Annotated in this window: 16 protein-coding genes; 11 read left to right on the forward strand and 5 right to left on the reverse strand. The window is 52.2% G+C overall.

Annotated elements, in window-relative coordinates; translation table 11 throughout:
• Positions 1 to 63 precede the first annotated feature (63 nt).
• The 5 genes from GC087_RS00740 (at position 64) to cysE (ending at position 3,174) form a co-directional block, all read left to right on the forward strand.
• Positions 64 to 495 (forward strand): rhodanese-like domain-containing protein, encoded by a 432-nt coding sequence (locus GC087_RS00740; RefSeq protein WP_006121275.1) that lies wholly within the window; start codon positions 64 to 66, stop codon positions 493 to 495.
• A gap of 16 nt (positions 496 to 511) precedes the next feature.
• The gene (gene grxC / locus GC087_RS00745) at positions 512 to 766 is read left to right on the forward strand and encodes a glutaredoxin 3 (protein ID WP_033738087.1); all 255 of its coding nucleotides are present in this window, start codon (positions 512 to 514) and stop codon (positions 764 to 766) included.
• Between the two features lie 38 nt (positions 767 to 804).
• The gene (secB, locus tag GC087_RS00750; protein ID WP_006121277.1) at positions 805 to 1,269 is read left to right on the forward strand and encodes a protein-export chaperone SecB; all 465 of its coding nucleotides are present in this window, start codon (positions 805 to 807) and stop codon (positions 1,267 to 1,269) included.
• A complete protein-coding gene (gene gpsA, locus GC087_RS00755; RefSeq protein WP_006121279.1) occupies positions 1,269 to 2,285 on the forward strand; it encodes an NAD(P)H-dependent glycerol-3-phosphate dehydrogenase in 1,017 nt (338 codons plus the stop codon). The genes secB and gpsA overlap by 1 nt, the downstream gene beginning before the upstream one ends.
• Positions 2,286 to 2,352: 67 nt before the next feature.
• A complete protein-coding gene (cysE, locus tag GC087_RS00760; protein ID WP_006121280.1) occupies positions 2,353 to 3,174 on the forward strand; it encodes a serine O-acetyltransferase in 822 nt (273 codons plus the stop codon).
• Here the strand turns inward: cysE and trmL are convergent.
• From trmL to cpxR, 3 genes are read right to left on the reverse strand one after another with little or no spacing between them, the layout of a single operon-like run.
• Positions 3,171 to 3,644 (reverse strand): tRNA (uridine(34)/cytosine(34)/5-carboxymethylaminomethyluridine(34)-2'-O)-methyltransferase TrmL, encoded by a 474-nt coding sequence (gene trmL / locus GC087_RS00765; protein ID WP_006121281.1) that lies wholly within the window; start codon positions 3,642 to 3,644, stop codon positions 3,171 to 3,173. The two genes, cysE and trmL, sit on opposite strands and share 4 nt — an antisense overlap.
• A gap of 35 nt (positions 3,645 to 3,679) precedes the next feature.
• The gene (cpxA, locus tag GC087_RS00770) at positions 3,680 to 5,059 is read right to left on the reverse strand and encodes an envelope stress sensor histidine kinase CpxA (RefSeq protein WP_058701579.1); all 1,380 of its coding nucleotides are present in this window, start codon (positions 5,057 to 5,059) and stop codon (positions 3,680 to 3,682) included.
• The gene (cpxR, locus tag GC087_RS00775; RefSeq protein ID WP_006121283.1) at positions 5,056 to 5,754 is read right to left on the reverse strand and encodes an envelope stress response regulator transcription factor CpxR; all 699 of its coding nucleotides are present in this window, start codon (positions 5,752 to 5,754) and stop codon (positions 5,056 to 5,058) included. The genes cpxA and cpxR overlap by 4 nt, the downstream gene beginning before the upstream one ends.
• 148 nt (positions 5,755 to 5,902) lie before the next feature.
• Between cpxR and cpxP the strand changes: the two genes are divergently transcribed.
• The 6 genes from cpxP to GC087_RS00805 all read left to right on the forward strand — a co-directional run bounded on the left by cpxP (position 5,903) and on the right by GC087_RS00805 (position 11,323).
• Entirely contained in the window at positions 5,903 to 6,412 is a 510-nt protein-coding gene (gene cpxP / locus GC087_RS00780) for a cell-envelope stress modulator CpxP (RefSeq protein ID WP_033738090.1), read from the forward strand.
• Between the two features lie 434 nt (positions 6,413 to 6,846).
• Complete coding sequence (locus GC087_RS00785; RefSeq protein WP_028723167.1) at positions 6,847 to 7,011, forward strand: KGG domain-containing protein; 165 nt, start codon at positions 6,847 to 6,849, stop codon at positions 7,009 to 7,011.
• A gap of 231 nt (positions 7,012 to 7,242) precedes the next feature.
• Positions 7,243 to 8,145, forward strand: coding sequence for a CDF family cation-efflux transporter FieF (fieF, locus tag GC087_RS00790; protein WP_006121287.1), 903 nt, complete (start codon positions 7,243 to 7,245; stop codon positions 8,143 to 8,145).
• Positions 8,146 to 8,350: 205 nt separating this feature from the next.
• Positions 8,351 to 9,313 (forward strand): 6-phosphofructokinase, encoded by a 963-nt coding sequence (gene pfkA, locus GC087_RS00795; protein WP_006121288.1) that lies wholly within the window; start codon positions 8,351 to 8,353, stop codon positions 9,311 to 9,313.
• A gap of 138 nt (positions 9,314 to 9,451) precedes the next feature.
• Positions 9,452 to 10,441: a sulfate ABC transporter substrate-binding protein gene (locus tag GC087_RS00800; protein ID WP_033738094.1), complete on the forward strand. Its 990-nt coding sequence runs from the start codon at positions 9,452 to 9,454 to the stop codon at positions 10,439 to 10,441.
• A gap of 108 nt (positions 10,442 to 10,549) precedes the next feature.
• Positions 10,550 to 11,323, forward strand: a complete 774-nt coding sequence (locus GC087_RS00805) for a CDP-diacylglycerol diphosphatase (protein WP_058701586.1) — start codon at positions 10,550 to 10,552, stop codon at positions 11,321 to 11,323.
• A gap of 31 nt (positions 11,324 to 11,354) precedes the next feature.
• Here GC087_RS00805 and tpiA read toward each other — a convergent pair whose 3' ends face one another.
• Together tpiA and GC087_RS00815 are read right to left on the reverse strand one after the other, a co-directional pair.
• Positions 11,355 to 12,122: a triose-phosphate isomerase gene (gene tpiA / locus GC087_RS00810; RefSeq protein WP_058701580.1), complete on the reverse strand. Its 768-nt coding sequence runs from the start codon at positions 12,120 to 12,122 to the stop codon at positions 11,355 to 11,357.
• Positions 12,123 to 12,242: 120 nt separating this feature from the next.
• A complete protein-coding gene (locus GC087_RS00815; RefSeq protein WP_006121292.1) occupies positions 12,243 to 12,833 on the reverse strand; it encodes a DUF1454 family protein in 591 nt (196 codons plus the stop codon).
• Between the last annotated feature and the right edge of the window lie 42 nt (positions 12,834 to 12,875).

Raw genomic sequence — 12,875 nt, forward strand, 5'->3', positions numbered from 1 at the left:
GGCGCAGGTATACTCAGAAGCCTTGTTTTAGCTTATTAGCCCGGTCTGGAGTCGTTACCCCTCATGCAAGAAATTATGCAGTTTGCAAGCAATCACCCCATCCTGAGTCTGGCATGGGTCGTTTTACTTATACTGGTGATTGTGACCACCGTTAAAGGGATGTTCTCTAAAGTAAAAACGATCAGTCGAGGCGAAGCAACCCGACTTATTAACAAAGAGGATGCGGTGGTGGTAGACGTGCGTTCGCGCGACGATTACCGCAAGGGGCATATTTCGGGCGCGGTCAACGTCGCTGCAGCTGATATCAAGAAAGGCAGTTTTGGCGAGCTGGAAAAGCATAAAACACAGCCCATAATTGTGGTATGCGCTACCGGGCAGAGCGCGGCCGATCCTGCTGCACATCTGAGCGCGGCAGGTTTCAATCAGGTGAGCGTGCTCAAAGACGGTATTAGCGGTTGGAGCGGCGAAAATCTGCCGTTAGTTCGCGGTAAATAACCATCCTGAGGTCCCTATGGCAAACGTTGAGATTTATACCAAACCAACCTGTCCGTATTGTCATCGCGCAAAAGCGCTGCTGAATGAGAAAGGCGCGGCGTTCCAGGAGATCCCCATTGATGGGGACATGGCAAAACGTGAAGAGATGATTAAGCGCAGCGGCCGCACGACAGTGCCTCAGATCTTTATTGATGGCCAGCATATTGGTGGCTGCGACGATTTGATGGCACTTAACGATCGTCAGGGTTTAGATCCGTTACTTCAGGCGTAGTTTTACGCCAGACATTTTAACTTACAGGACTTAGTCACATGTCAGAACATAACACTAACGAAATGCAATTCCAGATTCAGCGCGTTTACACGAAGGATATTTCTTTTGAAGCGCCCAATGCGCCGCAGGTGTTTCAGAAAGAGTGGGAGCCAGACGTTAAGCTGGATCTGGATACTGCCTCTTCGCAGCTGGCTGATGAAGTGTATGAAGTGGTGCTGCGTGTGACCGTTACGGCAACCGTTGGCGAAGATACCGCTTTCCTGTGTGAAGTTCAGCAGGCAGGTATTTTCACCATCGGTGGCATTGAAGGTACCCAGATGGCGCATTGCCTTGGCGCTTACTGCCCAAATATCCTGTTCCCTTATGCCCGCGAATGCATCACCAGCCTGGTTTCACGTGGTACCTTCCCGCAGCTTAACCTTGCGCCAGTGAACTTTGATGCGCTGTTTATGAATTATCTGCAGCAGCAGCAAGGCGAAGAAGCGCAACATCAGGATGCCTGATGACCACTCACGCTTCGATTAGCGTCATCGGTGCCGGTTCATACGGCACCGCTTTGGCGATTACGCTGGCCCGCAATGGCCACCCGGTGCTGCTGTGGGGGCACAATCCTGCCCATATGGCACAACTTCAGTCCGACCGCTGCAACCGTGCTTTCCTGCCAGATGTAACGTTTCCCGATAATCTGACTGTTGAACCTGACCTGAATACCGTTATAGCCGCCAGCCGCGATTTGTTGGTTGTTGTACCGAGTCATGTTTTCGGCGATGTGCTGACGCAGATAAAGCCCGGTTTACGTGATGACTCACGCATCGTCTGGGCAACGAAAGGACTGGAGAAGGAAACGGGTCGTCTGCTGCAGGATGTTGCCCGCGACATTTTGGGCGAAACGATTCCACTGGCCGTCATCTCCGGCCCCACTTTTGCAAAAGAACTGGCAGCGGGTTTACCAACAGCGATTGCGCTGGCGGCTACTGACGCGCAGTTCGCAGACGATTTACAACAGCGACTGCACTGCGGCAAAAGCTTTCGCGTCTATAACAATCCCGATTTTATTGGGGTTCAACTGGGCGGCGCGGTGAAAAACGTCATTGCTATCGGTGCTGGCATGTCTGATGGCATCGGCTTTGGTGCGAATGCACGCACGGCGTTAATTACGCGCGGGCTGGCCGAGATGAGTCGTCTGGGTGCGGCATTAGGCGCAGATGCCACAACATTTATGGGCATGGCCGGTTTGGGTGATCTGGTGCTGACCTGTACTGATAACCAATCGCGCAATCGCCGTTTTGGCATGATGCTCGGGCAGGGTGAAGATGTCGATAGCGCACAACGCATTATCGGACAAGTTGTAGAAGGCTACAGAAATACCAAAGAAGTCAAAGCGCTGGCTGCACGCACAGGGGTTGAAATGCCTATCACCGAACAGATTTATCAGGTGCTCTATTGCGGAAAACCGGCACGAGATGCAGCATTAAGCCTGCTGGGGCGTTCACGGAAGGACGAAAACAGCACAAACTAAAGCAGGAAGCCAAGCGTCATCACCTGTAGCGCCGGTCAAGGCGCTTTTTTTATCGGGAGAAAACAGCATGTCGTCTGATGAGTTAGAACTGGTCTGGAACAACATTAAGGCAGAAGCACGCGCGCTGGCAGACTGCGAGCCAATGCTGGCCAGCTTTTATCATGCGACATTGCTTAAGCATGAGAATCTGGGCAGCGCCCTGAGCTATATGCTGGCCAATAAGCTGGCGAATCCAATCATGCCTGCTATTGCGATTCGTGAAGTTGTCGAAGAGGCCTACCGAAAAGATCCCTCAATGATTGCTTCCGCTGCCTGCGATATTCAGGCCGTACGCCAGCGCGATCCTGCGGTTGATAAATATTCGACGCCGCTGCTGTATCTGAAAGGTTTTCATGCGCTCCAGGCCCATCGTATCGGGCACTGGCTTTGGAATGAAGGCCGACGCGCTTTAGCCGTTTACCTGCAAAATGAAGTGTCCGTTTCCTTTGCTGTGGACATTCATCCGGCCGCAAAAATTGGACACGGGATCATGCTGGATCACGCTACAGGTATTGTGATCGGTGAAACGGCCGTCGTGGAAAACGATGTGTCCATCCTGCAGTCGGTGACGCTCGGCGGGACCGGTAAAACCAGCGGCGACCGTCATCCGAAAATTCGCGAAGGCGTCATGATTGGCGCAGGTGCAAAAATTCTGGGCAATATTGAAGTTGGTCGCGGTGCCAAGATTGGTGCTGGCTCTGTTGTGCTGCAACCCATTCCGCCTCACACCACCGCCGCTGGCGTGCCTGCGCGCATCGTTGGCAAGCCCGGCAGTGAAAAGCCGTCCATGGATATGGACCAGCATTTCAGCGGCAATGGCGCAGGTTTTCAGTTTGGTGACGGAATTTAGGACTTAATCAACGCGCCAGCGTAGTCGAGTTGGCGCCAGGCTTCGTATACCACCACGGATACCGCATTTGATAAATTCATACTGCGGCTTTCCGCCCGCATGGGAATCCGTATTTTTTGCTCTGCAGGCAGCGTCTGTAGCACCTCTGCGGGCAAGCCCCGACTCTCTGGACCAAACAGCAGATAATCTCCCTGCTGCCAGGCGACGGCACTGTGCGCGGGCGTCCCCTTCGTTGTCAACGCAAACAGCCGCGCAGGTTGCTCGGTCGTCATGAACGCCTGAAAATCAGCATGGAACTTAATGGCGGTGAACTCGTGGTAATCCAGTCCCGCGCGACGAAGGCGCTTGTCGTCCCAGGCAAAACCCAGCGGTTCGATAAGGTGAAGCTGGAAGCCGGTATTGGCGCACAGGCGAATAATATTACCTGTATTGGGTGGAATTTCTGGTTCAAAGAGTACGATGTTAAGCATAAGGCCCCCGGTAACGAGGGCCGAAGCATAGCAAATTATTGTCTGCCAGAGGAGTAAAGTGGCAGCCAGATTGTCAGACGCAGACCACCCAGTGGGCTGTCATCTGCTTTTACCCAGCCACGATGCTGCTGAATGGCCGTTTCCACAATGGCCAGCCCCAGGCCGGTGCCGCCGGACTCTCGGTCGCGCGCCTCGTCAGTGCGGTAAAACGGTCGGAATATCTGCTCACGATCTTCCGGGCTCACGCCGGGACCATCGTCGTCAACGTGAACGGTAATGCCTGCAATATCAACGGAAAAACTGACGCTGATATGGGTATGAGAGTAGCGCAACGCATTCCGCACGATATTCTCCAGCGCACTTTCAAGCGCATGGGGGTTACCATACAAAGGCCATGGCCCCGGAGGATAAGGGATCTCCAGTGTCTTACCCATTTGTTCCGCTTCAAATCGGGCGTCTTCCAGCACGCCGTTCCACAGCTGATTTGCCTTCATGGCCTCGCTGACCAGCGCGTTCTTATGCTGGGTCCTCGACAGCACCAGTAGGTCATTAATCATGCCATCGAGGCGTTGTGCTTCCGTCTCTATACGTTCCAGCTCTTTGCCTTCACCATGACGGCGGCGCAGCAGGGCGGTCGCCAGCTGTAATCGCGTTAGCGGCGTGCGTAATTCGTGGCTGATATCAGACAGTAAGCGCTGCTGACCGTTCATCATCCGTTCCAGCGCACTGACCATCTGGTTAAAGCTGGAACCTGCCGCCAGAAATTCCTGTGGGCCTGATTCCAGTTCAGGATGCTGGCGCAGATTACCGCTGGCGACTTCGTCCGCGGCATATTTAAGTTTCCGTGCAGGACGCGCCAGGCTCCACGCCAGCCACAACAGAAGCGGTGAGCTAATCAGCATGGTAACAATGAGCAGCAGCAAAGGGCGATCAAACAACAGATTAATAAAATCCAGCTGAGAGCTGCTGGCGGGGCGGATCAGATACAGCTGATAGTTATCCTCTCCATCCCGGACGGCGAAAGGACCTACCATCTCTACCCGGCCATATTTCTTCTTCTGTGGGTGATCGGCGTTATCTGACTGACCGATGAAGTTACGAATGACCTGCATTTCATTATGCTGTGCGCCGATGACCCGGCCTTCACTGGTGACCAGGAGCAAACGTTGGCCGGGTGGAGCCCACTTCTCAATAGCGCGAAATAAGCGCCGCCACCACATCAAATCATTAGGCGGATCGCGTGACAGCTCGGCTTCAACGTGCTGCTCGATCATCGTGCCCTGGCGCTGCTCGCTTTCCAGCAGCGCCGTCATCTGGCGTGAATCAAGCTTGGGTACCATGAGCACCAGCATCAATACCAGTGCCAGCGTCAGCCAGAAAATAGCAAAGATGCGGGTAGTCAAACTGCCTATCATGATGCCGAAACCATCAAATAACCGCGGCCACGTAAGGTCTTGAACCACGGATGCCCATCGCGACGTTCAGGGAGTTTACGGCGCAGGTTCGAGATGTGCATATCGATGGCACGGTCAAAAGGCGTCAGGCGTTTACCCAGCACCTCCTGGCTAAGATGCTCGCGCGAGACAACCTGACCTAAATGCTGAGCCAAAAGGTACAACAGGGTGAATTCTGTGCCGGTGAGATCCAGCGTTTCGTTATCGAAACTGGCTTCCTGACGGCCCGGGTTCAGGCGCAGGCAGTCCACTTCCAGCGTAGGTGAGCTGTTATCGTGCTGCTGCTGTTGTTCGCTCCAGTTCGAACGGCGCAGGATAGCGCGTATGCGCGCAACCAGCTCCCGATCGTTAAAGGGCTTAGGCAGATAGTCATCGGCGCCCAGCTCAAGGCCCAGCACACGATCAAGCTCGCTTCCGCGGGCGGTAAGCATAATCACAGGTGTTTGATACTGCTGGCGTAATTCTTTCAGGGTGTCGATACCGTTTTTCTTGGGCATCATGACATCCAGTAAAAGCAAATCAATTGAGTTATCGAGCAGATTCAGTGCTTGCTCACCATCGCTGGCAACCACCACTTCAAACCCTTCCATTTCTAACAGTTCTTTTAAAAGCGAAGTCAATTCGCGGTCATCATCTACCAACAGGATTTTATTCATTTTTGTAGCCCTCCGCAGGCAAAATAGCGTGTTCCTATGATACCAATCCATCGCTTTACGTACTTTTACACCCCCTGACGGATGTTTGCAGCTATCGCCGTACACTGGCTATCGTTGAATCGCAAAACAGAACGAACTGGAGTAAACGATGCGCAAATTAACCGCCGTCGTTCTTGCCTCAGCGATGGTTCTCAGTCACGCCAGCGCAGGAGCAGCAGAGTCGATGGCGCTTGACGAGGTGCATCACGGCGGATTTACGACAGGCAGTATGACGCAAAATTCGCAAAGTCACATGTTCGACGGCATTGAGTTGACGGAACATCAACGACAACAAATGCGTGACCTTATGCAGCAAGCCCGACATGACCGTCCGGCAACGAATATTGATGATATCGCAGCTATGCACGATTTGGTGACGGCAGATAAATTTAACGAAGCGGCCATACGTGACAAGGCAGAGGCCATCGCCAAAGTTCAGGTTGAACAGCAAGTTGAGATGGCGAGAGTGCGTAATCAGATGTACCACCTGTTAACGCCCGAGCAGCAGGCCGCGTTACAGAAGAATTATGAGCAGCGCCTGAATGCCATGCGTAAGCTCTCAAGTTTGCAGCCAGCTTCGACGCTGCAACCCGTAAGTCGTACCAGTAGTAACCAGTAGTAAATAGTATCCCTGTTTTCCTTGCCATAGACACATCCCTGTCTTCCCCCTCATGATGAGGGGGTTTTTTTTATCTGTTTTTCGCCATTATTTACTGTAGTTTTACAGTGCGCGAAAAAATGATCTGGACGATTGAATGGCAACGTTTTTTTATTTTTCTTACGCACGCTTTCCTGTCTGTTATTACTGTCTTGCCGATCTGTTTTACAGGTCATGAGTTATTTCCAATCGATTGATAAATATAAAGATTCATTAATTTATTTGTGCATTTTCCTTTCTTTTCAAGGGGCTGTAAATATCCCGCTCCGCTTGCACCTTATCCGGCCTCGCCTACACTTATATTGTCTCAGCAAGGAAGCCGATGCACTTCTGAAATTAACGGAGAGCAGCAACCACATCATGTAGTCCGAATTAATCTATTAATGGAGTAAATTATGGCAGAGCATCGTGGTGGTTCAGGTAATTTCGCAGACAACCCGCAAAAAGCCTCTGAAGCCGGTAAAAAAGGCGGAAAGAGCAGCGGCAACGGCGGCGGCGGTAATTTCAAAAATAACCCCGAAAAAGCCTCCGAAGCGGGCAAGAAAGGCGGCAAAAAATAATTTTGCTGAGCACTGAACCAAATCTGCACGTTGATTTGGCGCTTACTTAGGTAAGCAATCCTTCGCCCCATCGTTACCCGATGGGGCGAAGTCGTATTATCTCTTCCCGTCTTATCCCTCATCACGCTGTCCGAACGGTATCAGTCGGGCGCATCGCCTGCGTCAGTGTTAAACTTAGCCCTTCTCTGCTGTTATTTTACCTCTTCAGTCATGATGTTCATGGAGTGTGGCATGCAGGCTTCGTATGGAAAGTGGGTTAAATCTGCGGCGATTGCGGCGACGCTGCTGGCGACAACCTTGTTAATTATCAAGATTTTTGCCTGGTGGTATACCGGATCGGTTAGCCTGCTGGCTGCCATGGTTGATTCGCTGGTGGACATTGCCGCTTCCCTGACAAACCTGCTGGTGGTGCGCTATTCCCTTCAGCCCGCTGACGCCGATCACACCTTTGGCCACGGTAAAGCGGAATCGCTGGCCGCCCTGGCGCAAAGCATGTTCATTTCAGGTTCGGCACTTTTCCTCTTTCTGACGGGTATTCAGCATCTCGCTTCCCCGAATGAACTGCGATCGCCCGGTATGGGCATTATCGTGACGGTGCTGGCTCTCATTTCGACATTACTGCTGGTGGCTTTCCAGCGCTGGGTCGTACGAAAAACACGCAGTCAGGCGATTCGGGCCGATATGCTGCATTATCAATCCGATGTTTTCATGAACGGGGCAATTTTGGTCGCGCTGGTGTTAACCAGCTACGGATTCGCTCGTGCCGATGCGCTGTTTGCGCTGGGCATTGGCGTGTATATTCTCGTCAGCGCACTTCGGATGGGCTATGAAGCCGTTCAGTCCCTGTTGGACAGAGCCTTACCCGATGAAGAACGACAACATATTATTGCGATTTCATCAAACTGGCCCGGTGTGCAAGGCGTTCATGATGTGCGGACGCGTCAGTCTGGCCCGACGAAATTTATTCAGCTTCACGTAGAGCTGGAAGATCAATTACCGTTAGTGCAGGCACACCGAATCGCCGATCAGGTTGAAAAAGCATTACGCGAAGCCTTTCCCGGGTCGGACGTCATTATTCATCAGGATCCCTGTTCTGTGGTACCGTCAGAGAAACAGGATGCATTCAATTTCTGACGCACAGGAAAGACGTTAGAAAGATGAAAATGACATGCAGCTAACATTGCTAAAAAAATTAGTGAAAAGTTGTCTGACCTGAATCAATTCAGCATCAGGCCTTTGATATACTATCTGCCATCATATGTCGCGCTTACCACATCAGTGTTCATCAGCGTTGCACAGGCCGGATTAACCCTTAGTTTTGAACAATCCAGAGGTTGTCATGATCAAAAAAATTGGTGTACTGACCAGCGGCGGTGACGCCCCAGGCATGAACGCAGCCATTCGCGGTGTAGTTCGCTCCGCATTAAGCGAAGGGCTGGAAGTTTTTGGTATCTATGACGGCTATCAGGGTTTATATGAAGATCGCATGATCAACCTCGACCGCTACAGTGTGTCAGATATGATCAATCGCGGCGGCACGTTCCTGGGTTCTGCACGTTTTCCTGAGTTTCGTAATGATGATGTCCGCCAGGTAGCAATCGAGAACCTGAAAAAGCGGGGCATTGATGCCTTAGTAGTGATCGGTGGCGACGGTTCGTATATGGGGGCCAAGCGGCTCACCGAAATGGGCTTTCCGTGTATCGGTCTGCCAGGCACGATTGACAACGACGTGGCCGGGACAGATTACACCATCGGCTACTTTACGGCGCTGGAAACGGTCGTCGAAGCCATTGACCGCCTGCGTGATACGTCGTCATCGCATCAGCGCATCTCGATTGTTGAAGTCATGGGCCGTTACTGTGGCGACCTGACGCTGGCTGCGGCTATTGCCGGGGGATGTGAATTTATCGTGTTACCTGAGATTCCTTACACTCGTGAGGAACTGGTGGCAGAGATTAAAGCCGGTATTGCGAAAGGTAAAAAGCACGCGATCGTAGCTATTACGGAGCACATCTGTGATATCGACGACCTGGCGCGTTTCATCGAAACAGAAACCAAACGCGAAACGCGCGCCACGGTACTTGGTCATATCCAGCGCGGCGGCGCGCCCTGCGCTTATGACCGCATTCTTGCGTCGCGCATGGGTGCCTATTCGATTGAGTTGCTGATGCAGGGCTACGGTGGCCGGTGTGTAGGTATCCAGAATGACAAGATGGTCCATCACGATATCATTGATGCCATTGAAAATATGAAACGTCCCTTTAAGCGTGACTGGATGGATACGGCTAAGCAGCTGTACTAAGTATTACCGGGCATGCTTAACGGCATGCCCTTGTGCCTTCCTCATATTCCCCAAAGTTATAACCGCTTATTTTTAATTCTTTTAGCTATAATCACGTTTATGTCACGCTTGTCTCATCATGAATGGGGAGAGTGCGCAATGAATAAATGGGCCGTGGGTTTAGGGTTGTTACTGGCATCTGGCAGTGTTCTGGCGAAGGATATTCAGCTGCTAAACGTTTCTTATGATCCTACCCGGGAACTCTACGAGCAGTACAACAAGGCCTTTAGCGCGCACTACAAACAGGAAACGGGCGACAACGTGGTCATCCGCCAGTCGCACGGCGGTTCAGGTAAACAGGCGACTTCTGTCATCAACGGTATTCGTGCTGATGTGGTGACGCTGGCGCTGCAGTCGGATGTTGATGCAATTGCTGATCGCGGTCGCATTGATAAAGACTGGATTAAACGTCTGCCCGACAACTCCGCGCCTTATACCTCCACGATTGTCTTTTTGGTGCGTAAAGGCAATCCTAAAGGCATCCATGACTGGAGCGATCTTATCAAGCCCGGCGTTTCGGTGATTACTCCAAATCCTAAAACGTCAGGCGGCGCTCGCTGGAATTACCTGGCTGCCTGGGGCTGGGCACTGGATCATAACAACGGCGATCAGGCAAAAGCACAGCGTTACGTGAAAGATCTGTTTAAGCATGTTGAAGTGCAGGATTCCGGTGCGCGCGGCGCAACCAATACCTTTGTAGAGCGTGGTATTGGTGATGTCCTGATCGCCTGGGAAAACGAAGCCTACCTGGCGGTCAATAAACTGGGTAAAGACAAATTTGAAATTGTGACGCCAAGTGAATCGATTCTCGCGGAGCCAACTGTGTCCGTCGTGGATAAGGTGGTCGATGAGAAGGGAACGCGTCAGGTGGCGGAAGCCTATCTGAAATATCTCTACTCGACGGAAGGGCAGACGATTGCGGCTGAAAACTATTATCGTCCGCGCAATGAAGAGGTCGCGAAGAAGTTCGCCAGTACGTTTGCGCCGGTAAAACTGTTTACCATCGACGATAAGTTTGGCGGCTGGGCGAAGGCGCAAAAAACGCACTTCGCTGATGGCGGCACCTATGATCAGATCATGAAGCCGTAATCCTTACCGGTTATTCTTGAAGCCAGCGGAAACGCTGGTTTTTTTATGCGTGACATTTACGCGCTGTCAGGTGAGGATGCGAATGAAAACAGTCAGGGGAAGATAACAATGCAGGCAAATCGTCGGGCCTTCATCATCATTGCGCTTCTGCTGGTATTGATTGGCGCAGGGATCCTGGTTGCGGCTACGCATGTTAAAACGAATGCGGATGCGCTTTGGCAAATCGTCAGTGAAAAGTGTCTGCCCGATCAGCTCACGCATGGTCAACCCGCGCCGTGTCAGCACGTTGATCTGCAGCACCGCTACGCGCTGTTGAAAGACCGAAACGGCCCCCTTCAGTATCTGCTCATCCCCATTGATAAAATCACCGGAATCGAAAGCCCACAGTTGCTCCGTTCAGACACGCCGAATTATTTTGACCTGTCCTGGCAGGACAGAGGCGTCGTGGCGCAAAAATATGGCAAGCCCATCAACGACAGTGTGCTGTCACTGGCCATCAATTCCCAGTACGGCCGTACCCAGAATCAGCTTCATATTCATCTTTCATGCCTTCGGCCTGATGTGAGAAAGCAACTGGATGCGCTGACACCCACGTTCACACCGAAATGGAAAGCCGTCACCTTTCTCAGTCATCCTTATCACGTGCGTACGCTGAGTGAAGCCGAGCTGGCAGAGCAAAGCGTATTTATCCGTCTGGCCGCTGAGATACCGCATGCACGCGATCAGATGGGCCGCTACGGCCTCGCGTTAGCGCGCTTGTCTGATGGGCGGTTGATACTGATGGCAGTGGAGCGCAACTGGCTGTTGTTAAATAAAGGTTCCGCTGAGGAAGTGCAGGATCACGACTGCGCGTTACTGCAACCCATAAAAAAAGCGGCCTGATTTGGCCGCTCAGAATGGACTAAGCGCCAGGTCAGCCTTGTTTGGCTGCCGCGGCTGCTTTAACGATGACCGCAAATGCATCGGCTTTCAGTGACGCACCGCCAACCAGGGCACCGTCAATGTCCGGCTGCGTAAACAGCTCGGCTGCATTTTTATCGTTGACTGAACCACCGTACTGAATAATCACTTGCTCAGCGACAGCAGCATCTTTTTTCGCGATATGGTCACGAATGAATTTGTGAACGGCCTGCGCCTGCGCTGGGGTGGCTGATTTACCCGTGCCAATCGCCCAGACGGGTTCGTAGGCGATAACCGCATCTTTAAATGCTTCGGCACCCTGAGTGGTCAGTACAGCATCAAGCTGACGTGCACACACTTCTTCGGTTTTGCCTGCTTCATTTTCGGCTTCGGTTTCGCCGATGCACAGAACCGGCACCAGCCCCGCTGCTTTTAAGACGGCAAATTTTTTCGCAATGAATTCATCGCTTTCTTTATGGTAAGTGCGGCGTTCTGAGTGGCCAATGATGATGTACTTCGCGCCAATATCTTTCAGCATCTCAGCGGAAATCTCGCCGGTAAATGCGCCAGACAGGTTTACATCAACGTTTTGAGCACCCAGTGCAATATGGCTACCGGAGACAGCATGTTTAGCCTGATCAAGATAGAGCGCAGGGGGGGCAATAGCAACGCCACAGCCTCCCACGCCCGACAGTTCTTTGCGCAGACCGTCGATCAGTTCGGCTGTCATATGCTTGCTGCCATTCAACTTCCAGTTACCCATAACCAGTGGATGTCGCATTCTATCCTCCGCATAACGCGATACATGAAATGGCGCTGCCCTGGGGCAACGTTGTCTGCCAGACAGTATAGAGATCAAATAATGCCATGGCTTTGCTTTTCGTCATTTTTGCCCCGTCCATCAAGGCGTAGCCAGCGCCAGTTTTACCGGCTCAATGGCAAAGGTGAGTCCTTTATCCCCGTTATCTGAAACCACGAAACGCAGTGCGCCTTCAACGTGCTCATAGTATCGTGAGCCTTTACCGGCTTTAAGCAGCGTTTCCAGCTTTTTTCGCCCTTCTTCCTGCGTGAGTCCCGGCACAAAAAAACGTAACATGGCGGTCATATAATCAAGCGCCTTAGCCTGCGAGGCACTCTGGTCAGGCCCCGGAATCGGCAGCCACGTGATCTGCAACGTTTTGATTTTGCCCGTGCCCGGCTCAAGCGCCGTAGAAGAATAAAGGGTTTCATTAATTTTGGTGGCGGCGCGTGTCAGATCGCTCTTTTCATCGCGCGTATCAATGGCACTGTATTCCCTGAGCGGCAATTGGGGATTGGCCAGGTTGTATTTTTCACGAAACTGGCCAATGGTCATGTCCAGCGTGGGTGCGCCCGGTAACAGATAGGGGGCGGTTGGCATGTGTTCAGCCTTGTCGAGGGGTTGCGGATCGGCGGCAAATACCGGAACCGTCAGCGCGACGCTCAGCAACAGTACGCCTGGCAAATTCTTCATTTTGTCGGCTCTGACCAATAAACTCGATGCCAAATTAGAACG

The organism is Pantoea sp. JZ2, assembly GCF_035191405.1.
In the GTDB taxonomy this organism is placed as follows: Bacteria; Pseudomonadota; Gammaproteobacteria; order Enterobacterales; family Enterobacteriaceae; genus Pantoea; species Pantoea stewartii.

Bases quoted from the DNA above. Each gene is read 5' to 3' on its own strand.
- GC087_RS00815 (WP_006121292.1), bottom strand. From the start codon at position 12,833: ATGAAGAATTTGCCAGGCGTACTGTTGCTGAGCGTCGCGCTGACGGTT.
- fieF (WP_006121287.1), top strand. From the start codon at position 7,243: ATGCAGGCTTCGTATGGAAAGTGGGTTAAATCTGCGGCGATTGCGGCG.
- cpxR (WP_006121283.1), bottom strand. From the start codon at position 5,754: ATGAATAAAATCCTGTTGGTAGATGATGACCGCGAATTGACTTCGCTT.
- secB (WP_006121277.1), top strand. From the start codon at position 805: ATGTCAGAACATAACACTAACGAAATGCAATTCCAGATTCAGCGCGTT.
- trmL (WP_006121281.1), bottom strand. From the start codon at position 3,644: ATGCTTAACATCGTACTCTTTGAACCAGAAATTCCACCCAATACAGGT.
- gpsA (WP_006121279.1), top strand. From the start codon at position 1,269: ATGACCACTCACGCTTCGATTAGCGTCATCGGTGCCGGTTCATACGGC.
- GC087_RS00740 (WP_006121275.1), top strand. From the start codon at position 64: ATGCAAGAAATTATGCAGTTTGCAAGCAATCACCCCATCCTGAGTCTG.
- GC087_RS00785 (WP_028723167.1), top strand. From the start codon at position 6,847: ATGGCAGAGCATCGTGGTGGTTCAGGTAATTTCGCAGACAACCCGCAA.
- GC087_RS00805 (WP_058701586.1), top strand. From the start codon at position 10,550: ATGCAGGCAAATCGTCGGGCCTTCATCATCATTGCGCTTCTGCTGGTA.
- tpiA (WP_058701580.1), bottom strand. From the start codon at position 12,122: ATGCGACATCCACTGGTTATGGGTAACTGGAAGTTGAATGGCAGCAAG.
- GC087_RS00800 (WP_033738094.1), top strand. From the start codon at position 9,452: ATGAATAAATGGGCCGTGGGTTTAGGGTTGTTACTGGCATCTGGCAGT.
- cpxA (WP_058701579.1), bottom strand. From the start codon at position 5,059: ATGATAGGCAGTTTGACTACCCGCATCTTTGCTATTTTCTGGCTGACG.
- cysE (WP_006121280.1), top strand. From the start codon at position 2,353: ATGTCGTCTGATGAGTTAGAACTGGTCTGGAACAACATTAAGGCAGAA.
- pfkA (WP_006121288.1), top strand. From the start codon at position 8,351: ATGATCAAAAAAATTGGTGTACTGACCAGCGGCGGTGACGCCCCAGGC.
- cpxP (WP_033738090.1), top strand. From the start codon at position 5,903: ATGCGCAAATTAACCGCCGTCGTTCTTGCCTCAGCGATGGTTCTCAGT.
- grxC (WP_033738087.1), top strand. From the start codon at position 512: ATGGCAAACGTTGAGATTTATACCAAACCAACCTGTCCGTATTGTCAT.